Annotated in this window: 16 protein-coding genes and 1 pseudogene; 2 read left to right on the top strand and 15 right to left on the bottom strand. The window is 65.5% G+C overall.

Features of this window, described 5'->3' with window-relative positions; translation table 11 throughout:
* Positions 1 to 96 precede the first annotated feature (96 nt).
* The 9 genes from PV761_RS19630 to PV761_RS19670 form a co-directional block, all read right to left on the bottom strand.
* Positions 97 to 594, bottom strand: coding sequence for a DUF6278 family protein (locus PV761_RS19630; protein WP_347899342.1), 498 nt, complete (start codon positions 592 to 594; stop codon positions 97 to 99).
* Positions 595 to 1,608: 1,014 nt separating this feature from the next.
* Positions 1,609 to 2,007 (bottom strand): hypothetical protein, encoded by a 399-nt coding sequence (locus PV761_RS19635; RefSeq protein ID WP_347899343.1) that lies wholly within the window; start codon positions 2,005 to 2,007, stop codon positions 1,609 to 1,611.
* Positions 2,004 to 4,109, bottom strand: a complete 2,106-nt coding sequence (locus PV761_RS19640) for a hypothetical protein (RefSeq protein WP_347899344.1) — start codon at positions 4,107 to 4,109, stop codon at positions 2,004 to 2,006. The genes PV761_RS19635 and PV761_RS19640 overlap by 4 nt, the downstream gene beginning before the upstream one ends.
* Positions 4,106 to 5,896 (bottom strand): hypothetical protein, encoded by a 1,791-nt coding sequence (locus tag PV761_RS19645; protein WP_347899345.1) that lies wholly within the window; start codon positions 5,894 to 5,896, stop codon positions 4,106 to 4,108. Before PV761_RS19645 ends, PV761_RS19640 begins: the two co-directional genes overlap by 4 nt.
* Entirely contained in the window at positions 5,893 to 7,377 is a 1,485-nt protein-coding gene (locus PV761_RS19650) for a site-specific integrase (protein ID WP_347899346.1), read from the bottom strand. The genes PV761_RS19645 and PV761_RS19650 overlap by 4 nt, the downstream gene beginning before the upstream one ends.
* Positions 7,378 to 7,562: 185 nt before the next feature.
* Positions 7,563 to 7,814 (bottom strand): hypothetical protein, encoded by a 252-nt coding sequence (locus PV761_RS19655; RefSeq protein WP_347899347.1) that lies wholly within the window; start codon positions 7,812 to 7,814, stop codon positions 7,563 to 7,565.
* Between the two features lie 151 nt (positions 7,815 to 7,965).
* Entirely contained in the window at positions 7,966 to 8,382 is a 417-nt protein-coding gene (locus tag PV761_RS19660; protein WP_028272074.1) for a thioesterase family protein, read from the bottom strand.
* A gap of 53 nt (positions 8,383 to 8,435) precedes the next feature.
* Positions 8,436 to 10,478 carry an ABC transporter ATP-binding protein gene (locus PV761_RS19665; protein WP_347899348.1) on the bottom strand — a complete coding sequence of 681 codons (2,043 nt, stop codon included), beginning with the start codon at positions 10,476 to 10,478 and terminating at the stop codon, positions 8,436 to 8,438.
* Entirely contained in the window at positions 10,475 to 12,208 is a 1,734-nt protein-coding gene (locus PV761_RS19670) for an ABC transporter ATP-binding protein (RefSeq protein WP_347899349.1), read from the bottom strand. Before PV761_RS19670 ends, PV761_RS19665 begins: the two co-directional genes overlap by 4 nt.
* Before the next feature lie 536 nt (positions 12,209 to 12,744).
* Between PV761_RS19670 and PV761_RS19675 the strand changes: the two genes are divergently transcribed.
* Both PV761_RS19675 and PV761_RS19680 read left to right on the top strand, forming a co-directional pair.
* Positions 12,745 to 13,509 carry a hypothetical protein gene (locus PV761_RS19675; protein ID WP_347899350.1) on the top strand — a complete coding sequence of 255 codons (765 nt, stop codon included), beginning with the start codon at positions 12,745 to 12,747 and terminating at the stop codon, positions 13,507 to 13,509.
* Positions 13,510 to 13,588: 79 nt separating this feature from the next.
* Positions 13,589 to 14,497, top strand: a complete 909-nt coding sequence (locus PV761_RS19680) for a class F sortase (RefSeq protein ID WP_347899351.1) — start codon at positions 13,589 to 13,591, stop codon at positions 14,495 to 14,497.
* A 96-nt stretch (positions 14,498 to 14,593) separates the two neighbouring features.
* On the opposite strand, the pseudogene PV761_RS19685 reads toward PV761_RS19680, so the two are convergent.
* The 6 genes and pseudogenes from PV761_RS19685 to PV761_RS19710 form a co-directional block, all read right to left on the bottom strand.
* Positions 14,594 to 16,628, bottom strand: a pseudogene (locus PV761_RS19685) (MDR family MFS transporter).
* A 109-nt stretch (positions 16,629 to 16,737) separates the two neighbouring features.
* On the bottom strand, positions 16,738 to 17,217 hold the full coding sequence (locus tag PV761_RS19690; RefSeq protein ID WP_347899352.1) for a MarR family winged helix-turn-helix transcriptional regulator: 480 nt from the start codon (positions 17,215 to 17,217) through the stop codon (positions 16,738 to 16,740).
* Between the two features lie 232 nt (positions 17,218 to 17,449).
* Positions 17,450 to 19,144: a thiamine pyrophosphate-binding protein gene (locus tag PV761_RS19695; RefSeq protein ID WP_347899353.1), complete on the bottom strand. Its 1,695-nt coding sequence runs from the start codon at positions 19,142 to 19,144 to the stop codon at positions 17,450 to 17,452.
* A complete protein-coding gene (speB, locus tag PV761_RS19700; protein ID WP_043439174.1) occupies positions 19,141 to 20,244 on the bottom strand; it encodes an agmatinase in 1,104 nt (367 codons plus the stop codon). The genes PV761_RS19695 and speB overlap by 4 nt, the downstream gene beginning before the upstream one ends.
* A gap of 99 nt (positions 20,245 to 20,343) precedes the next feature.
* A complete protein-coding gene (locus tag PV761_RS19705; protein ID WP_028272067.1) occupies positions 20,344 to 20,685 on the bottom strand; it encodes a P-II family nitrogen regulator in 342 nt (113 codons plus the stop codon).
* Positions 20,682 to 22,115, bottom strand: coding sequence for an ammonium transporter (locus tag PV761_RS19710; RefSeq protein ID WP_347899354.1), 1,434 nt, complete (start codon positions 22,113 to 22,115; stop codon positions 20,682 to 20,684). Before PV761_RS19710 ends, PV761_RS19705 begins: the two co-directional genes overlap by 4 nt.
* Between the last annotated feature and the right edge of the window lie 125 nt (positions 22,116 to 22,240).

The raw sequence follows: 22,240 nt of genomic DNA on the forward strand, positions 1-22,240 counted from the left end.
ACAGAAAACACCCGCCGATCAACACACCGGCACGAACCAGCGACCATCACCGACCATCATGAAAAATCGAGGCTAGGATTCTGGTTGGTGGCGGGCCTACTGAATCCCGCCACCAATCCCCGGCGACTGAACAAGCCGGTCGAACTTTTCGCACAAAAATGGTCGGGCCGTCAAGACCTGCTCCATGGCGATTTCAAACATGTCGATGTACCGCTGGGCCGTGATCTGCACCCTGGGAAACCTGCCCGGTTCGATGATCCAATACGCACCGGAGACCGCGACAAGGACTGTGTCGCCATAGTAGAGAGCGACATCCTGTGAAAACCGCTGGATGTCGGCAACCGGATACTTCCTATCACGAATCACCTCATCGAGACGTTCAAGACCCTCACGTGTGCAGGCAACTGATCCCCCATCCCAGGGAAGGATCCCCTCCAGCGAAGGATACATGCGCAGCGGGCCGGCGTAGCGTGCAATTGCCGGCGCCTCGTCCTCGCGGGTGTACGCCGCATAACGGCGGGTAGGTGGTTTCGAAAGTACGGCGGATACGGCCCTTCTGGCCTTCAGAAGGTTCTCGTCATCTTTTTCAGACACGGCCTAGATTTCCTTTCGCGAGCCAATCACGTGACACCTCTCCGCCCTTGCAGCACTTTGCTCTGATCCGGTGTCGTCTGCCCAGAGACGCGCCGGGCTGGCGTGTGCGGACGGGTCGGCCTGATCATCGGACCCCTTGGTCGCAACTTATCAGATGCAGCGCAGCTTTACAGGGGTGCGTCGGCAAACCGATTCACTTGCGGGCGGGAAAAGCCCCATCCAAACCGGGACACCCTCGGCTGGACACTTCCCTGCGGATCCGAGTCGATGCCGAGAACTCATATGCTGGCCCTGTCCTCAACAGCGTCCTATATGTTCCCATGCGGGTCATTGAGGCAGACGCGTTCCACGTCCACATCCAATGAGAAGCAGCGGCAGTTTGATCCAATCAGCAGCTTTCGTGATCAAGGCATCGGACCACTTCGTGGATTTCGTCGTAGAGCCCTTTCCTCCGACAGACCCTGCATTTGCCCTGCAGGTGGCCATGCGCGGTGAGCGGCCGGAGACTCCGCTGATGGTTCCTCTGATTTACACCGGCGTATCTTCGGGTCTGATCTATTTGGCTGTCGAGGTCTTCGACGGGAGGGCGATGAGAAGGGCAGCTACCGTGTCAGGCTTCACGCCACCGGCCGCGACACCGCCTTTGATCATGTCGTGGAGTCGACAGTTGAGCGTCACCTGGTCCAGTTCTGGAAGGAGCCACCATCACCGGAGTCTGTCCTGTCATCGCAATCAGAGCGAGGCAAGAGCCTGCCGCGTTTCATAAAGATGTGGCAGGGACCACCCGGTGCCACGTCCGGCAGTGAACCACAACTCCTAAATAGCCCGTCTGAATAGCGGTAGTCGCAGACGGAAGAGGCGGACGCCGGTTCAGCCGGTGCTCGCCTTCTTCGTCTTCCAGGGACGATGAGGCACGAAGGATAAGCCTCAACTGTCTGCCATCTCAGGTCCTTTTATAAGGGCAGTCCCGGTGGGAAACCCGCGACCTGCGGCGGGGCGGCGTGTTTGCCAGCGCTACTTGGGCATGGGGATGGGAATGAGCCTCTCTCGACGGGAGTGGCTGTCTCGGAGCGAGTCTCTTTCCTCGAGCACGTCCAGGAGAGCGGTCGCATAGGCTTTGAGCCGTTTCTCCAGGTCACGGTTGGCAGCGGTGAGCCGGGCATTCCGCTCCCTTTCGTCGGACAGGAGTTTCCGCAGGCTCTCGACCTCGGGTTTTGTCCGGTTTAGCTGCCTTGCCCGTTCCTGGAACTTTGCGTTGATGTCGGGGTTGTCGTGGGTGAGCCGGTGGCGCTTGACGCCGGCGAGTTCGACGAGGCGGAGGCCTGTGAGGGGGCCGGGCACGCGGCCTTCCAGGAGGTCGTCCATAGCGCGTTCGAGGCATTGGCGGACCTTTTCCTTTTCCGTCGCCGTCATGGTGTGCCCTCCTGATGGGCTTCGATGATGCTTTGGATGGACTCTCTTATTGCGGTCGTGCGCTGGTGTCGGATCGGAGGGGCCAGCGAGTCCTCCGGAAGGCGAGCGAGCCTGTCGCGTAGTTCTTCGACGTCCGGGCCGGTTCGGGCGATGTTGGAGCAGTCTGGTTGGCAGCCGCTCAGATCCGGGCCGTCGTCCGTGGCCGTGATGCAGCGGGCTTTGGCTCGGTCGAAGACGCAGTGCAGGCCGCGTCCGGGGTAGACCTGGAGCAGTGGGTCCTGGAGCAGCTTTCGGGCCTGGCGGCCGGTGAGCAGGACCTTCCCTGCGAATTTCTTGCCGGTTCCCCGGACGCGGTGTTCCAGTTCGCCGGCGGCCGGTCCGCTGAGGTGTCCTCCGGTGTCGAGGTACGCTTCGAGGTCTGTCGCCTGGTCGATCCGTTCGAGCCATTGTTCGAAGGAAAGATCGTCCGGGAAACCCGAGGCGTAGTTTCCGGCGTAGCCTTGGGTGACGTGGACGTTGATGTGCCCGTATTGGATCGCGGCGACGACCAAGCCACGGGGCCGGCGAACAATGTGCCAGGCGAGGGTTCGGCGGAAGCGGCTGGGGGTGATCCGCCCGTCGGGGTCATCCGGGATGGTGTCAGGACGGCGGTTCTCGCGGCAGAAGCTGTTGACCCACTCGGCGAACGAGACGATGTCCTCCGCGACTTGCGTGGCTGTCCGGGCCTGGCCCGGCCGCACCCATACCCTGCGGGTCTTCGGGCGGTTTTCCTTGGGCCGGATGCTCTTGGGGAAGAGGAGGCGTCCGTTACCGAGTTCTTCGGCGACGGTGACGGCTTGGGCGACGAGGGGGTGGACGACCCACGGGTTCTCACGCGTTGCGCCTTCTTCTGCCTTGCCGCCGTGGGGTCCGGTTGCGCCCTTCCACCGCGTGCCGGTGAGTGTCCACACGTCCCGGTCGGGATCGTGGTGGAGGCATCCGGCCGTTAGGGTCAGGACCCCTCCTGGTCGCATGCCCGAGAGGTAGGCGATCACGATGTAGCAGGCGGTATGGAGCAGTCGGGCGTAGCCGAGAGCGTCATCGTACTTCATGGATCCGGGGTGCCAGGGGATTCCGTCGACGGTCACGGTGCAGCCGGGGGTCAGGTAGGCGTTGTCGTCCATTGGAAGGCCCGAGGCTTCGATCACTGACCGGTCATATTTGGCGTGCGTCGCCCCCAGCGTGCCGGTCAGCCGTGCGAGGTGCGCCCACCGGATCTCGCGTGACCCGTCGGTCAGCACGCGGCCGGGAAGCCCCAGGCCTGCCCCGCGCAGCTGCGCCAGGACCTGTGCCAGCTTCTGATGCCGCTCCGCCTCATACAGTCGAAGACCTGCCTGCCGGTATTCGCGTCCGCCCACGAGGGTCCTGCGGAACTCGCTGAAGTTGGGTCGGATGTCCGTTGAGATCTCTTCGACGAACCGGATCGCCCATGCCAGCAGGGGGACCAGGGTTGCATCGCCGATACGGGGTGTGCGGTTGATTGGCTGGACGTCGGAGCGAGCGCCGAGCAGTTCCCTGGCGGGAGCATCGTCCCAAGGCGGGGCGTCCGGCATCGCCAGCCGCGGCGGGACCAGGTCCCGATATGCCCACAGCCGCCGCACTTCCGCGACGGAGTGCTGTCTGGAACCGTAGGAGACCCCAGAGTCGCCCAGGTATGCCAGGTACTCATCGAGGCGTGCCGGCTCCAGCTCCGCGAAGGATTCCAGTCCGCGTTCGAGTGCCCAGATGATGAGCCGTTCGATAGGGCCCTTCATGAACGACACCGATCGCAGGGAGCAGCGGACTCCGGCGCGGGCGGCTGGCAGGGCGCGCGGATGGTCTTCGTTGATCAGTTGCCACAGGTAGTCTTTGACCGCGTCCCGCCATGGCTGCGGGAGCCGTTTGAAGTTGATGCTCGTGGCGTCGCTGTGGTCCTCGAAGATCCCGGGAGTGAGGTCCCAACGGTCATCGCCGAACCGTGACAGGGTCTCCAGGGCGATCTCCGGCCGGATCGGTCGGCCTAGCAGGACAGGGGTGCCTGACACCGGTGCCGGCCGGGCAACGTCGATGGCGTGGATGCTCATGGGATCTCCAACTCACTTTCAAGGAGGGCTCGGACAAGGCTGGTGTCTTCGACGGATGCTCGCCCGGCCTCCGCCGGGACATCTGCGCGCTGGAGCTGGAGAACGTCGTCGAGCCGAGTGGCTGCTGGTGCGAAACGCCGGTCCCACTCGGACGGCGTCATCTCGGTGCGTCGTCGCCTGAGCTCAGTGAGCATCAGGGCCTGGACCGGCACGTGCCTGGGCTCGGAACGCGAGCACGGGCACGTGAGGCAAAGGAGGAACGATGCCGTGCACGGCCGCCCTTGCTCGCTGTAGGGGCTGTGCTCGTTGTCCACGCAGGCGGATCCGACCGTGTCCAGTTTCCCGGCGAGCACTTTCCCAAGAATCTCCTCGCTGAGTCCGAACCTCTCCGCCACCTGTGCCGGGTCGTCAAGAGCCGCGTGGCAGTCTGCATCGCTGAGGGTGCGGTCCAGGTTCTCAGCGCGGATCCTCTCGACCTCGCCTTTGAGCGCTCCTGCCACGACGTCCTGATAGCTACTGAGGGACGTCCGGTCCCGAACGAGGTAGACAGAGGCAAGCGTGGCGCTGGCCTGGGCCACCGGGCGCTGGTGGAGTTCAAGGAACGTCCGCCGGAGCCGACGAGAATCCACGCGTTGGGGAATGCCGTCCCCGTCTGGAAAGCCCTCCAGCGGTCCGAACAGGCCCACAGCAGGGGTGCGGTAGCCCAGGCTCCCTGGGGTTCCCAACCGATAACTGAAGGAGTGGTAGACGATCAGATCGGGATAGGCGAGGTACTGTCTGGCGTCACGGCCGAGCTCGAGGGCGATCTCGTAAACGCCGTGGGCCGAGCCGTAGTCGTCCCGGTCCACCAGCGGTTTCCGCCGGGCGGAGAGGGTCAGGTCCATCTCGGACCGCAGCGGTCCGCGCCGCGGTTTGCTGCCACGTGTGACCAGGGCAGGAAGCTCACCGGGGGCGGTTGACACGGAATGCTCGGCGCTCATTCCCAGTACCGTCGACGCATTCAGGCCCGTCATGCACATCATCAGCATGGCCATGGCCTCGGCTTCGTGCCTCAGAGGGTGCAGCTCCGAGACCAGGTCCGCGCAAGAGGAGTACCGCACCTTGCCGCTTGCGCGTCGTGGGAGGCCTCCGTGAACTGCGACATATGCCAGCTTCGCTGCTCTCGTTCCTTCCCGGAAACAGGCCTCGCCCGGCCGGGGGTCCCCGGAGAGGTATCGGTCGGCCACGGCGCGGGCAGCACGGACACGCGTTACCGCCGCGCGGACACTGCGCCGGGCCGCCCGCCGGACCTGGCGGAACTCAGCCTCGGTGTAGGCCTCGATGGCGGCACGGGGTTGTGCCGCATGGACCGGGGTGTAGAGGGCATCGCGGAACTCGTTCGGGACGCCGACGCCCCGAAGCGCCGTCCTGAGGGCAAGCACGACGGCGTTCCCTTCCCGTGTGCCCAGCATCCGCAGCTCTAGGACATATCCGGCCCGCAGCTCGCCCACGCATGCGGCCGGTTTTGGCCTGGACAGGATGAGGTTCGCGAAGGTACGCAGGTTTTCGAAGAGCCCGTCGGCGGACGGAATCGTCCGCCTCGTCCCCGCGGGTCCCGTCGCCCGCGCGAAACCGGCGGCGAGTTCCCCGGTCAGGACCGGGGAGAGCCCGAGCCTTCCGAAGTGGAAATCACGAGGCTTCCGTCCCCGCTCCGGATAGACCCGCACCACCGGAGCGTCGCCGTCAAGGAAGAGCGTCTGAGGGGTTGAGTAGCCGGACGGGGGCAGGGATGCCGCCCGCCCCGTCACGTGCCGTCCCCCGGATCGAGCAGACGAACCCGTGGATCGGAGCGCAGGAATGCAAGGACCCCGTCCTGGCTGAGCTCGTCCCCGCTGTGCGCCAATAGGAACTCCACATCCAACCCGATGAAAGGCTCAAGATAGATATTCCTGGTGGTGTTTACATCCGAATGGCCGAGCATCGTCTGCACCAGCGACCATGTGTCGCCGAACTGTTCCCGGAAGTCCTCCAGACGGTCCGACCCGGTCACTGCCCGCCGGCGTTCCCACACCAGCCGTCCGACGGCGTACCACCTCAGCGCGAAGCTGTGCCGGAGCATATGGGGATGGCATTCGAGCCGGTCGATTCCGGCCTTGCGCACACGTTTGTTGGCCAAAGCGAATGACTTGTACCAGGCGCGCTTCGCCCGCGGCAAGCCATCCTCGTTCAGCCACAGCGCCAGCGGTTCAAGACCGTCCGGTCCTTCGACGAACAGCAGGCTCCGGTCCGCCGGGGACAGGTCATTCAGGTTCGCGTGCATGGTACTTCCACCCGGCTCCGCAATCCGTACCAAGCCACGGTCGGTTACTCCTTGGACAATCCGCCGGCCGGCCCGGTTTTGGTACAGCCCGCTCTCGAGGCCGCGGCGGATCGCGGCGGCCCGGTCGGTCTGGACGTAGTTCCACATGCCGTCGAGCGCCTCGCGTCCCACCCAGTACCGCCGGCTCCGGCCGCCCTTTGCGCAGCTGCCCGCCAGACGAGCCGTGGCGTAGGCTTTCGCGGCTCCGTCGGCCGGGAGCTCGATGAGGCATATCGAAGCGAGCTCCTGTATGCGCAGCCCGGTCCCGTAGAGGCCGTCAACGAATGCCGCATCCCGCGTCTGAGACCGCGGCCTCCAGCGCGTTTTCTCCGCCCCGCTGGGCTCCCGTCCGTGAATACCGACGTCGCGCCACAGGCGGAACGCCCCAGGAGAGAGCCATTTGACGTCCGCTGCACGGATCGCCGAGGCTCTGGCGCGGGGGTCGCGCACCGCAGCCCGGTTCCCTGCCCACGCTTGCTTTTGAGCCGCCGGAAGCAGACGGTCGGCGCCTAGCCGGTCTGATGCCCAGTCGTGGAAAGCAAGGATTGCGGCAAGGTCGCCTTGCCATGTCGCGCCAGAAATACGACGCGGATTCTCCAAAGCTGAGGTCCTCCAGAAGCGATAGTCGAATAGATCGCTCTCGGACGCCCCTGTCCACTCCTTGCTCCGCGTCTGGAGGAAGTTGAACCAGGTCCGAAGGGAAAATGCGTACTTTCGGTTCGTTCCCGCCGTCAGATTCCGCATCCGTCCGCTGGCAAAGAACTTGTTGCCCGCGTCATGCGGCACGCCCTCGCGATCCAGGAAGAACGGGCGCCCCGCATCGAGGCGCACACCCTGCCGGCCAACGCGGGCCAGGAGACCGTCATCCCCAGCTGGGCCGGAGTCCTGTGCGAAGTGCAGCCGCCACGTCCCGCCGCCAGATTCGATCATGGCCCGACAGTACGACCGATCTCATGAATCCTCTTTGCAACACGCACGACATGGCGAGAGTTCAAACCGCATCTACCTCGAGTCGTGGCTGAGCAACGACTCGAGGACGTAAACCGAGCTAAGCCGCGCTGCGGCGCGGCGCGGCGCGGTCGCGCTGACGGCGCGGTCGCGGTTGATCCGGGACGTCAGCGCTTAGCGCTGGCGGGCAGGTTCTTGCGTCCGAACGCGAAGTAGCTCCCCGGACCGACGAAGTTGATCAGCGTGACCGCACGCCACAACGCCTTGCTGCCGCGGATCTGCTCCGCGGGCCGCCGGGAAATGTCCCGCTGGGCCGCGATCAGGAGGGAGAGTTGCACGGCCGCCGCCACCAGGGTCCCGAACCGTGCGAGCGGCGGCATTTCCTTCCAGGACTTCTTCTTCTTTTTCTGAGTGGCCATGGCCGATGCTCCCTTGCTCGTGGATTTGTTGCGTTGTTGGACTTGGTGCGTTGTTGGACTGGATCGGTTGGTGGACTTGGTGCGTTGTCCTGGCGCCCCTGTAGTGACGATCATAGGGACGCCGCCCCGCCCCAAGGTAGGGGCTTTGGGCTCAGGCCGTGTACGGGGCCAGGCGCTCCTTCTGTTCCGGGGTCAGCCGCAGCACCCTGCCGGTAGCCTCATCCACGAAGGCCAGATGCGTGGTGGCCTTGACGCAGTCCTCCCTGGTCACCGGGTCCTGCAGCAGGTAGTGGATGTCGAAGCTGGCACCTTTGACGGCACCGATCCACAGCTGGACCACCGCCGGAACATTCCGGTAGTCGAGCGTCCTGACGTACCGGATCTTGTGCTCCACCACCAAAGCCATGGTGCCCTCTGCCACGTCGTTGAAGAGGGACACCTGCGGCTCGATGCCGGGCAGGCCGGCGCCGCGGGGCGGTCCGAAGGCCGCGATGCGGGCTTCCTCCAGGATCCGCACGATCTGCACATTGTTGACATGACCGTAGGCATCCATGTCTCCCCAGCGCATGGGCACCTGGACCTCGATGCGCCGGCCGCCTGTCACGGTCCGGGCGGCGGCGCTCAGCTTCGGACCGCCGTCGTGTTGTCCGCGGAATCCGCCAAAGCGGCGCCCGCGTCCTCGCCGGCGAACTGGGACATGTAGAGCCGGTGGTAGGCGCCCTTGAGTTCGAGCAGGTCATGGTGGTTGCCCTGTTCCACGATCCGCCCGGCCTCCATGACCAGGATGGTGTCGGCGTCGCGGATGGTGGACAGGCGGTGCGCAATCACAAAGCTGGTGCGGTCCGTCCTCAGTGCTGCCATGGCTTTCTGGACCAGGACTTCCGTGCGGGTGTCCACGGAGCTGGTTGCCTCGTCCAGGATGAGCAGGGACGGGTTGGCCACAAAAGCCCGTGCGATGGTGATGAGCTGCTTCTCACCTGCGCTGACGTTGTTGCCTTCCTCATCGATGACGGTGTTGTAGCCGTCCGGCAGTGCCCGGACGAACCGGTCGACGAACGCTGCCCGGGCGGCCTCCATGACCTGGTCCTCGGTGGCGTTGAGGTTTCCGTATTTGATGTTGTCGTAGATGCTGCCGCCGAACAGCCATGCGTCCTGCAGCACCATGCCCACCTTGGCGCGCAGCTCGGAACGGCTCAGGTGCGTGATGTCCACGCCGTCCAGCGTGATGCTTCCCGAACTGAGCTCGTAGAACCGCATCACAAGGTTGACCAGGGTGGTCTTGCCTGCGCCGGTGGGTCCGACGATGGCCACGGTGTGACCCGGCTCCGCGGTGAACGAAAGGTCCTCGATCAAGGGCTTGTCCGCCGAGTAGCTGAACGTCACGTGCCTGAAATCGACGTGGCCGTCGGTCTTGGCGGGCAGGTGCTCGGTGGCGGTTTCGGCATCCTGTTCGTCCGCATCCAGGAATTCGAAGACGCGTTCCGCCGAGGCAACGCCGGACTGCAGCATGTTGGCCATGCCTGCCATCTGGCCCAGCGGCTGCGTGAACTCCCGCGAGTACTGGATGAAGGCGGTGGCGTCACCCAGGCTCATACCGCCGGAAGCCACCCGCAACCCGCCGACCACCGCGATGCCCACGTAGCTGAGGTAGGAGACGAACTGCATGACCGGCATGATCATGCCGGAGACGAACTGGGCTCCGAAGCTGGCCTTGTAAAGGGCTTCGTTGCGTTCGTCGAAGCTTGCCAGGATGTCCGCGTCGCGGCCGAAGACCCGCACGAGGTCGTGGCCGGAGAACGATTCCTCGATCTGGCCGTTGAGCTGGCCGGTGTTCTTCCATTGCGCGGCGAACAGCTTCTGGCTGCGCGAGCCGATGATGCCGGCGGCCACGCCGGACAGCGGGAGGGCGACCAGGGCGATGAGGGCCAGCTGCCACGACACAACGAACATCATGATCACGATGCCGAGCACCGTCAGCGCGGAACTGAGAAGTTGCGCGAAGGCCTGCTGCAGCGCCTGCTGGATGTTGTCGACGTCGTTGGTGACGCGGGACAGGGTGTCGCCACGCTGGCGGGTGTCGAAGTAGTTCAACGGCAGCCGGTTGAGCTTTTTCTCGGTGTCGTCACGCAGTTTGCGGACCACCCGCATCACGAGCACGTTCAAAACGTAGCCCTGCAGCCACGTGAAGATGTTCGCCACGAAGTACATCACCAGCACCACGCTGATCAGGAACGACAGCTTCTGGAAGTCGATTCCCACACCGGGGACGAGTTCCATCTTGGCGATCATGTCCGCAAAGTTGTTCTCGCCCTGGGCGCGCAGACCGTCGACAAACTGGTCCTTGCTGACTCCGGAGGGCAGTTGCTTGCCCACCACTCCCCCGAAGATGACGTCCATGGCCTGCCCCAGGATTTTCGGGGCAACGACGTTCAGCACGACGGCGACTGTCACCATTGCGAGGACGACGGCGATGCCGGCGGCCTCGGGTTTCAGCAAGCCCATCAGTCGCGTGGCGGAGGGCCAGAAGTGCTCTGCCTTCTTCGCCGGCGTCCCGCCGAACATGTCGCCGTCGGCCTCCGTGGGCTTGTATTCCTCTTCGTAGAAATCGTCCTCTTCCGCGGGAACCATGTCCTGGCCGGCCGCGAGTTTTTCGTTGGTGCTCATGCCACTTCCTCCGCGGTCAGCTGGGACTCGACGATTTCCTGGTAGGTGGTGGAACTCAGCAGCAGTTCATCGTGCGTTCCCCGGTCCACGATCCGGCCGTTGTCCAGCACAAGGATCTGGTCGGCATCGGCAATGGTGGACACGCGCTGGCCCACAATGATGACGGTGGCGTCCGCCGTCTTTGCCTTGAGCGCACGGCGCAGCCGGGCATCCGTGGCGACGTCGAGCGCCGAGAAGGAGTCGTCGAACAAGTACACCTTGGGCTGGGTCACCAGGGCCCTTGCGATGCACAGGCGCTGGCGCTGGCCGCCCGAGACGTTGGTGCCGCCCTGGGCGATCCGGGATTCGAGCCCGTTTTTCTTGTCCCGGACGAAGTCGGCAGCCTGAGCCACCGTGAGGGCGTCCCACAGCTCCTGGTCCGTGGCCTCCGTCTTGCCGAACCGCAGATTGTGCTCGATGGTCCCTGAAAAGAGGTACGGCCGCTGCGGCACCATGGCCACCCCGCCGGTGATTTCGGAGCGTTCCAGGTTGGTGATGGGGACGCCGTCGAGCAGTACTTCACCCGACTCGACGTCGTAGAGCCGCGGCAGCAGCGACAGCAGGCTGGTCTTGCCCGAACCGGTTGACCCGACGATGGCCACGGTCTGGCCGGGTTCGGCCGTGAAGCTGATGTTGCTCAGGACAGGTTCCTCGGCTCCCGGGTAGGCGAAGGAGACGTTGCGGTACTCCACGCGTCCCGTCCGCCGGGCGGGCGCGACGGGCACGGCCGGCTCATGGATGGAGGGCTCGACGTCGAGCACGTCACCGATGCGGTCCGCGCAGACCGAGGCCCGCGGAATCATCATGGCCATGAATGTGCCCATCATGACCGCCATGAGGATCTGCAGCAGATACTGCAGGAAGGCGGTCAGCGAGCCCACCTGCATGTCCCCCGCATCCACGCGCTGGCCGCCGAACCACAGCACGGCTGCGGTGGAGACGTGCAGGATCATGCCGATGGCCGGGAACATGAGGACGAACAGGGAGCCAATCTTCAGCGAGACGTCGGTGAGATCGCGGTTGGCTTCGCCGAAGCGCTCCGTCTCGTGCGGTTCACGGACGAAGGCCCGGACCACGCGGATGCCGATGATCTGCTCGCGGAGAATGCCGTTGATGCGGTCGATTTTCGTCTGCATGGAGCGGAAGAGCGGCATCAGGCGGACCACCAGGTAACCCACCACGGCAATCAGGACGGGGACGGAAACCCAGACCAGCCAGGACAGGCTCAGGTCCTCGCGCAGGGCCATGATGATGCCGCCGATGCACATGATGGGCGTTGCCACCATGAAGTTCAGGCCCATCAGCACGAGCATCTGCACCTGCTGGACATCGTTCGTGCCGCGCGTGATCAGGGTGGGCGCGCCGAAAACGTTGACGTCCTTGGCCGAAAAGCTGGTCACTTTGCGGAAGACACCGCGGCGGAGGTCCCGGCCGAATGCCATGGCTGCCTTGGAACCGAAGTAGACGCCGGTGATGGCGGTGGCCACCTGGACCAGCGCAACGCCGAGCATCAGCCGGCCCGTCCTCCAGATGTAGTCGGTGTCGCCGCGGGAGACGCCCTCATCGATGATCTGGGCGTTCAGGCTGGGCAGGTAGAGGGCAGCGATGGTGGATGCCAGCTGGAAAAGAATGACTGCCGCGATATACGGCAAATACGGCTTGGAATAGCGCCGTATGAGGGTGACAAGCATGCCCGGGAGTCCTTTGGAAAGTGCGCGAAGTGTATGCCAGAAAGTAATACCAGCGGGGACTGACACTCTCAGCCTTCCCACTCTACGAAATTCGTTGCCTCGGCGAAACAATGCCCGGGAAATATCATCCGAACGGCGTACCGGCCAAGGGCCGTCTCGTCGGCCGGTTTGCAGGGGCCGCAGCGCCGCTGCAGCCCCAGGCGCAGTCGCGGTCGCAGTCGCAGTCGCAGGCGCAGTCGCAGGCGCAGTCGCAGTCGCAGTGCCACTGCAGCGTGCACACGTGCACCCTGTTACGGGAGAAACGGGTGTCACCCCTCGGTTCAAAGGGGATTGGCTGTGAAAAACGAGTGCCCAGTCAAGTACCGGCCACTCGCGATTACGCAGTGTTTGAGGCTTAGCGTGAAGTGGTCAGATAGTTGACAACTCTGCAGGAGAGTCGCAGGTGATCTGGGCATCTACGAACAACGGTCGGCTCCTCCATGGGCCTCCCGTTCCCGCAGTCTGGTCAGTCCAAAATGATCCAGATGGAGAATCCCATGAAGAGAATCCTCGCAACTGCCGGAGTTGCCGGCATTGCGTTAATAGGCGTCACGGCTCCGGCAAATGCCGGCGACAAGGGCGATGACAACGACAAAAAAGTCACTATTTGCCACGCAACGGGCTCGGAATCGAACCCGTATGCCCACATCACCGTCAGCGAAAACGCGCTCAACGGGAACGGCGGCCATGCTTCGCATGAAGGCGACCTGATTCCGGCGCCGGCGTACGGTTGCCCGGGCGGCAAGGATGATGATGACGACGACGACTCGGGCCACGGTCCGGACAAGATCACGATCTGCCACGCCACGGGATCCGAGAAGAACCCGTACGTTGTCATCACGATTCCGGAAAAGGCCTGGTGGAACGGCCACAAGGACGGACACAACGGCCGCGCCGACATCTACCCGGTCCCGGCCGGTGGTTGCGTCGCAGAGGAAGAGGAAGAGAAGCCGCCGGTCGTTGTACCGCCCGTCGTAGTCCCGCCGGTGGTAACACCTCCGGAAGTGACACCACCGGAAGTAACGCCACCAGCAGTGGCTCCGCCGGCACAGGTTCCAACAGGTGCTGCAGCGGCACCGGTCGGGGCGGCGGCAGCGGTACCCGTGGTCAACCGGGGTTTTAACGCCCAGACTGCGGCCGGAAGCCAGCCCGACGCCGGAATGCCGGCCTGGTTCGGCGGTCTGACAGCGCTCCTCGGGGCGACGGGGCTGATTGCCCTGAGGCATCGGGGACGCCTGCAGGACGCGCCCGGATCCAAATAGGGCCGATCCTGCGGTGAGGACGGGCATCCGCCATCGCGGTTCGATGCCCGTCCATACCACTCTCCCTGGAGGAGTTCAGATGTCCTTCCCCGGCAACAAGCCCGCAGACAGCCCGCCCCTCGGCAGCCGGACCGCTGCCCCGGAGGCGGGCGAGAGCCAATCCCCCGCCGCTACCCCTGCCCCCGCTGCCGGCGGGCGCCAATCCGCCGCAGGCTGGCGGCTCAGCCATCTTGCCCGCAAGCTGCCCTTCCTGAAACGCCTGTCACTTAACCGTGGCGACCGGCTGTTGCTGCTCGCCGGCGTTGCGGCCTTCTTCGCCCTGACGTTCCTGCCGGGCATACTGAGCGCCGGGAACTCCTCCGGCGGGACCGGACTCCATCTGGAAGCTGCTCCGTATTCACGGTCCGCCATCCCGGGGAATGCCGTCCCGCCGGATACGTTCGCCTGGAGCGGCAAGGGCTCGGCGGCCGAGGCGGGCAGGAAATCACCGGCTGCGGCGCCCGCGGCACAGCAGCCCACGCCGGCCGTTCCGAACTATCCACCGGCCGCGGCGCCCACCCGGATCGTGTATCCCTCTGCAGGGCTGGACGTCACCATCCATCCGCTCACCCCGGCGCCGGAGGAACTGGAATCCCAGGCGATCGTGCCGCCGATCACTGTGGACGGTTACTGGGTGACTAACTTCGGCATGCCCGGCGCCGGGTCCACCAACAGCACCTACATCCTCGGACACAGCTGGGAGGGCCGCGACGCCCCGTTCAACCGGCTCAGCGCATCGAGTTCCCCGGGGGACATCCTGGAAGTCACCACAGCAACGGGAACCATGCGGTACCGGGTGGATTCGGTGGACACCTACGTGAAGTCAAGCCTGAAGGACAGTCCCATCTGGACCGGTTTTCCCAACCGCCTGGTCCTCATCAGCTGCTACACGGAAGACCCCTGGGGCAAGAACGTGGTGGTGGTCGCCTCCCCGGTCCCGGAACCCTGAGCGGGAATCCTGAGCCCTGACGACGGCATGGCAACCACATCGCAACGGCGACGGCGGCACTCAGCCGCCGTCGCCGTCGGACGTTAGTGGTTGCTGCTACTCGCTCCGGTGCCGCCCGTGCGTTGCGATGTAGTCCGCCGCCGCCCGCTGCAGCTTCCGCTCCTTGGCAAGCTGCCGCCGCAGGGTGGTGAGCTGCTCGCTGATGCGTGACTGTTCGGCAGCGATCTCACGCTGCTCCGCCGACTGCTCGTGGACGGCCCGCAATGCCTCTGCCAGCTGGAGCTGCTGCTCCGCCAGCAACTGCTGGGTCTGCAGGAGGAGCGGGACGACGTCGGCAGCTTCAGGCCGCGGGTCCGCCACCATGGTCCGGGAACGCTCCCGGAAGCCTTCCCTGCCTGCCGCCGGGGTGTCGCCGCCGCGGAGGCCGTGCTCGTCGCGAGTAACGTCCCGGTCCAGGCGTGCGGCGTCGGGGAACCGGGATTCCTGGGCGCGCTGCCTGCTCAGGACCTCGATGAACTCCCGGTCCAGGTCCACGATTCCGGACCCGCCTGCCGTGACCGGCCCGGCATTGGCGACAGGGGCGTTGGCCTCAGGGGCTTTGCTCCCAGCGGCGTTGGCCGCGGTTGCTGCCGGCACGATGTCCACGGTGCGGCGCAGCGGCTGCTCCTTGATGAACAGGATGGCAACCAGGGCAATGATGCCGATGGCCGCGGAGATCAGGAAGATTCTCGGCCGTCGCGTCGCCGTAGGCCGCCCGCATGATGTCCCGGACCGGGGCGGGCATGTCCTGAAGGTCCATGCTGGCACCGGCTGATCCGCCCGTAACAGGAATCCCGGCGGCGGCGAGGCCTTCGGCAGCCAGTTCCTTGACACGGTTGGCCAGGACGGCGCCGAGCACCGACACGCCGATCGCGCCGCCCACCGAGCGGAAGAATGCCACGGAGGCGCTGGCAGTGCCGATGTCCGTGGCGCGGACGGTGTTCTGCACCGCCAGCACGAGGTTCTGCATCAGCAGGCCGAGGCCCAGGCCAATGACTGCGGTGTAGACGCCGGTGAGCCAGAGTTCGGTGGTGTGGTCGATGGTGCCGGCCAGTCCCAGGCCGCCGATCAACAGGGTGGAACCGGCAATCAGGTAGCGCTTCCATTTGCCGGTCCGGCTGATCAGCTGGCCGGACAGTACCGAGCCGATCAGGTTGCCGGCGATCATGGGCAGTGTCAGCAGGCCGGCTTCGGTGGGGGTGGCCCCGCGGGCCACCTGGAAGTACTGGCCCAGGAAGGCGGAGGATCCGAACATGCCGACGCCCACTGCGACGGAGGCCAGGATGGCCAGGGCCGTGGTGCGTTCGCTGATGATCTTGAGCGGGATGATGGGCTGCTCCACCCTGGATTCGACGACGACCAGGAGGGCCAGGAGCAGTACGCCGCCGCCCACCATGGCCGCTGTCTGCCAGGACCACCAGTCGTAGTAGTCCGGGTTGCCGGCGAAGGACACCCAGATCAGGAGCAGGCTGACGCCGGAGGTGAGCAGGATGGACCCGAGCCAGTCGATCTTCGCGTGGCGTTTGACGTGGGGTAGCTTCAGCGTGATCTGCAGCAGGATCAGGGCGATGACGGCCAACGGTACGCAGACGAAGAAGGTCCAGCGCCAGCCGAGCGGACTGTCCACGATGAATCCGCCCAGCAGCGGGCCGCCGGCGGTACCCACGGCCATCACGCCGCCCATGTAACCGGAGTACTTGCCGCGGTCGCGGGGCGGGATGATGGAGCCGATGATGGCCTGCGCCAAAGCCGTCAGGCCGCCCATGGCGACACCCTGGATGACGCGGGCAGTCAAGAGGAGCGGGATTGTTTCGGACAGGCCCGCCATGACGGAACCGGCCACGAAGATCACAATGCTCAGCTGGACGAGCACTTTCTTGTCGAAGAGGTCGGCGAGCTTTCCCCAGATCGGTGTGGTGGCCGCGTTGGCCAGCAGGGCCGCCGTGATGACCCAGGCGAAGTCCGTCTGGGTGCCCTTGAGCTCGGACATGATGGTGGGCAGCGCATTCGCGACGATGGTGCTGCTGATGATGGCGGTAAAGAATGCGGCCAGCAGGCCGGTGAGGGCCTCCATGATCTGGCGGTGGCTCATCGCCGCTTGGGGCGCCGGTGCCGACGGCTGCGAGGGTGCCGGTGTTGGTGTCGTGGACAGGGCCCGGGACGGACCGGTGGCTGTAGCGTGGCTGGCCATGTGCAGCTCCTTAAACGGTTGGAATTGTTTCGGTGGATCCGGCCGTCGTTGCCCGGGCTGAGTCCCTGAGGGATTCAGCAAGTTTCTTCAGGATTTTCGCGGTCTCCTCGGCGTCGAGCTGGCTCCAGTCCTGCAGGTAGCCCTGAAGCGTTGCCGTGCGCTGCTGTTCTATTTCGTGCAGCTTGCCCTCCCCCGCTTCCGAGAGCGCCACCAGCTGGGCACGCCCGTCCTCAGGATCCGGACGGCGGACCACCAGGCCCTGCTCTTCCAGATCGGCGATATGCCGGCTCAGGACAGGAGCGCTGACGCCGAGCCTGGCGGCAAGCTTCGTGGCCCGGGACTCCCCCTCCCCCACGAACCGCAGGACGCCCTGGAGCGCCACCCCGGTGTCCTGCCCGCGCGTGCTGGAGATGGCGACGCAGCGGACAGCCCGCTGGAGGTCGAAGATCTGGTACACGAGATCGGCTGCGGTTTCTGGTGCGACTGCCATGGCGAATAACCCCTTTGCTTGCCCTAAGCAACTATATCCGAAAATGGTTGCTTTGGGAAACTAACCAGCGAGCGGCCGATGCGGCCGGGGCAAGCGGCACCTTAAACGCCAAGCGCGAACGTACAGTTGAGGCCCCCGCTTTTGGGGCCTCAACTGTACGTTCGCGCTATGTGGTGGTGCTGGCTGGTGGTGGTGCTGGTCTGGTGGTGCTGGCTGGGTTGGGGCCTGCTGCTTAGACGCCCATGTGGGTGGGGCCGAACATTTTGAGCAGGGTTTCGACGACGACGACGTTGGGCCCCTCCGCGGCGAAGCCCGCCTTCAGTGCGTCCCCCACGTTCTCCGGGGTCACCCGGGCGGCCGGGACGCCGAACGCTTCGGCGAGTTTGACGAAGTCGGGCCGGGCCAGTTCCGTTGCGGTGGCCTTGCCGAAGGCGCCCACCATGTATTCGCGCAGGATGCCGTAACCGCCGTCGTCCACGATCAGCCAGGTGACCGGGACGTTGTGCTGCTTGGCCGTGGCCAGTTCGGAAATGGAGTACATGGCCGAACCGTCACCGGAAACAGCAAGGACACGGGCTGACCGGCCGGACCTTCCCGTGGTTTCCAGCCCCACCGCCCCGCCGATGGCCGCGGGGAAGCCGAAGCCCAGCCCGCCGGCGCCCTGGGCGGAATGGAACTGCCCCTCGCGGGCGTCCCAGCAGCTCCAGGCCCAGTACGCGGAGATGGTCATGTCCCAGAAGGTCTGCATGTCCGCGGGGACGGCTTCCCGGATGTCGGCCATGAATTTCAGTTCCTTGCCGAGGTCCTGGGACTCCAGCCGGGCCTTGACCTTGGCCAGGGATTCCTTGACCAGCGCTTCCGGTGAGGTGCCGTGCCAGTCGGCCCGTTCCCCGTGCGGTTCGGTCAGCGCGGCGTCCAGCGCAGCGAGGGCCTGTCCGGCGTCGGCACGGATGCCCAGGCCGGGCCGGTTGGACTCCAGGACCCGGGGTTCGGCGTCGATCTGGATGATCCGGCCGCGCGGCTCGAACGTGAAGTAGTTGGACGTGACTTCGCCGAGGGAGGAGCCGATGACAATCAGCACGTCCGCGTCCTCGAGCAGGTCCGTCATGTACCGGTCCTCGATCCAGGACTGCAGCGACAACTCGTGGTTCCACGGGAAGGCGCCGTTGCCGCCGGGAGTGCAGATCACCGGTGCGCGCAGCTTTTCCGCGATGGACAGCAGTGACTTCTCCGCCCGGCCGCGGCGCGTCCCGCCGCCGGCGATGATCGCCGGACGTTCCGCCGTCGACAGCCATTTCACTGCCTCGCGGACCAGTTCCACACGCGGCGGGTTGTCCGCCGCTTCGGCAAGGGCGTCTTCAACCGGCGGGACCATGATGGGATCCAGGAGCACGTTTTGCGGGATCTCCAGCCAGACAGGTCCCTGCGGGGAGGAAATCGCCTCGGTCCAGGCATCCTGGATGGCAGAGGGGATGCCGGACGCGTGCTGGATCAGGCGCTGGCTCTTGGTGACGTTGGCGGCCGAGGCCTTCTGGTCATCGAGCTGGTGCAGCATGCCCTTGCGGCGTGCGCCCAGGCCGTCCAGCGGAATCTGGCTGGCCACCACCACCATGGGCACACCCGTGGCATAGGCTTCCTGCAGCCCGGCCAGGGACGTCAGCGCACCGGGACCGGTGGACAGGAACAGCACGCCCACTTCGCCCGTGGCGCGGGAGTAGCCGTCGGCCGCGAACGCGGAATTGTTTTCCACGCGGGAGGAGACGAAGTGCAGGTTTCCCCGGCCCATGGCATCAAAGAGGCCCAGCGCGTGCTGGCCCGGGATGCCGAAGACCGTCTTGGCGCCCAGCGCTTCGAGGGTTTCGACGACGAGATCCCCGCCGTTGCGGACGCCGGTGGCGGCCGCCGCACCCGGATCAAAATCGATCACTTGGAGAACTCCTCGACGGCCGGTCGGATGATTCCGGCGGACTGGGCAGCGGCGGCGAAGCCGGCCTGGTGCCTCTTCTCCTGCCCGAGGGCCTGGGCGGCGTAGCCGTTGGCCGCGCCGAACCTGTTGCCTTCGACGGCGGAGTCCGCCATGAGGGTAACCAGCTCGTAGGCGACGTGGCTGGCAGCCACCCCGGTGATTTCTGCGTGGTCGTAGGCCGGCGCCACTTCAACAATGTCCGCACCGACGAGGTTCATGCCGCGGAAGCCGCGGATGATCTCCAGCAGTTCACGGCTGGTGATGCCGCCGGCCTCCGGCGTGCCCGTACCCGGCGCGTGCGCGGGGTCCAAGACGTCGATGTCCACGGAGATGTAGAGCGGACGGTTGCCGATGCGGTCCCGGACCTTGGCCACCGTCTCCAGGACACCCTGGTAGTAGACATCCGCGGAGGTCACGATGCCGAAGCCGAAGCGGTGGTCGTCGTCGAGGTCCTTCTTGCCGTAGAGCGGACCGCGGGTTCCGATGTGGCTGATGGCTTCGGTGTCCAGGATTCCTTCCTCCACAGCGCGGCGGAACGGGGTGCCATGGGTGTATTCGGCACCGAAGTAGGTGTCCCAGGTGTCCAGGTGCGCATCGAAGTGCAGCATGGCCACCGGCTCGCCGGCGCGCTCAGCGGCGGCCCGGAGGAGCGGCAGGGCAATGGTGTGGTCCCCGCCAAGGGTGACCAGCTTGCTGCCGCCGGCCGTCAGGTCCAGGGCGTTCTGCTGGATGGTTTCGATGGCCTCGTTGATGTTGAACGGGTTGACAGCCATGTCGCCGGCGTCCGCCACCTGGACATTCTCGAAGGGGCTGACGTCCCATGCGGGGTTGTACGGGCGCAGCAACCGGCTGGCCTCACGGACATGGTTGGCGCCGAAGCGGGCACCGGGGCGGTAGGAGACGCCGGAATCGAAGGGCACTCCCACCACCGTGATGTCCGCCTTGGCCACCTGGTCCAGGCGCGGCAGGCGGGCGTAGGTTGCGGCCCCTGCATAGCGGGGGATGCGGGATGAATCGATGGGGCCAAGGTTGCCGTTGGCCTCGATGCGCAGCTCTTCCAAAGGAACGCCTCTCCTTCGAGGATGGATCGGTAGTGTGACACCGATCATACACGCTAGTTTCCTATTGTGCATCAAGTGTTTACCAATCCAGCGCGCAGGTCAGTCGATCGCGGACACGCCCCGCTCCCCCGTCCGCACCCGGACGGCATCGGAAACGGAGACGGTCCAGATCTTGCCGTCCCCGAACCGGCCGGTGCTGGCACCCGCTTCGATGGCCGCCATGACACCGTCCATGGCATCCTCGGTCACCAGGACTTCCACCCGGACCTTCGGCAGCAGGTCCGAGCTGTATTCGGTCCCGCGGTACACCTCCACATGGCCGCGCTGCTGCCCGTAGCCGCTCGCCTGGCTGACGGTCATGCCACTGACGCCGAACCCTTCGAGGGCGGCACGGACCGTTTCAACCTTTTCCGGCCGGACGATGGCCGTGATGAGTTTCATGTCCGCACCTTGCCCCGATCGCCCTGGCTGGCCACCGGGACACCCGCCGGGAGTTCCGCCGGAATGTCCGCGGCAGGGTCTGCGCCACCGGGTGCGGCCTTGGCATGGTGTTCGCCGGGATGGAAGGTGCCCCCCACCATGAGGAGCTCGTACGCGGTTTCGGCATGCTCCGTGACGTCAATGCCGTTCCGCTCGCTGGCTTCGGTTACGCGCATGCCCATCGTCTTGTGGATGGCATAACCGATCAGCGTGGTCATGATGGCGCTCCAGGCCGTGACAATCACCGCGGTGAGGAACTGGGGCCAGAACTGCGCCAGGCCTCCGCCATAGAAGAGCCCGCCTTCGGTCTTGGCCGACGGCACGGCGAAGAATCCCAGCGAGAGCGTCCCCCACAGCCCGCCAACAAAGTGGACGGCCACTACGTCAAGGGAGTCGTCGAGGCCGATCCGGAACTTGAGGCCAACCGCGAGCGCACAGAGCACTCCGGCCACCACCCCGATCAGGATGGCGCCGACGGGGTCAACGAAGCCGCAGGCCGGCGTCACGGCAACCAGGCCCGCCACGGCTCCCGAGGCGGCACCGAGGGAGGTGGCGTGGCCGTCCCGAAGCCGCTCGACGAGCAGCCAGCCCAGGAGTGCCGCACTCGTGGCCAGCAGGGTGTTGGTCCAGGCCAGTCCCGCGGTGGCATCGGCGGCGAGTTCAGAGCCCGCATTGAAGCCGAACCAGCCGAACCACAGGAGCCCGGCGCCGAGCATCACGAACGGCAGGTTGTGAGGACGGATGTTGGGATCCTTCATGAATCCAAGGCGCTTTCCAAGCACGACGGCGAGCATCAGCCCCGCGATGCCGGCATTCATGTGCACAACGGTTCCCCCGGCGAAGTCGAGCGCCGAGATTTTGCTGCCCACGATGCCGGTGGCGCCGAAGAGCCCGCCGCCCCAGACCCAGTGCGCGATCGGGGCGTAGACAAGGGTCACCCACAAGGCGGCGAACAGCAGCCACGGCCCGAACCTGACCCGCTCCGCCACAGCTCCGCTGATCAGAGCGACGGTGATGATGGCGAACGTGGCCTGGAAACCGATGAACACCATGTCCGGGAGGCCCGGCGCTTTTCCGCCGATGCTGCTGGTCAGGCCGCTCAGGCCGGGGTTGGCAAAGGGGTCCCCGACGAGTCCGGCCATCGTGTCAGGGCCGAACGCCAGCCCGTAGCCCCACAGTGCCCAGACCACGGCAACAACACCCATGGCACCGAAGCTCATCATCATGATGTTCAGGACGGATTTCATCCGCACGAGGCCGCCGTAGAAAAACGCCAGGCCGGGAGTCATCAGCAGGACCAAGGCGGACGCCGCCAGCATCCACGCCGTGGCGCCGGGGTCCAGCACCGTGGGATCCACTGCCATGCCCACGCTGAGTAGGGAGATGTTCATTTTGGGAGCCTTCCTCTGGAAGTGGCGCTCCTGGGCGCCAACTACGGCGAGACCAATCAAAACGAGACCATTCAACACAACGAGACAGCCACTGAGCATCCACAGCTTTTCAGGGCTCCTCAGCC

Source organism: Arthrobacter sp. CC3, assembly GCF_039907775.1.
Lineage (GTDB): Bacteria > Actinomycetota > Actinomycetes > Actinomycetales > Micrococcaceae > Arthrobacter.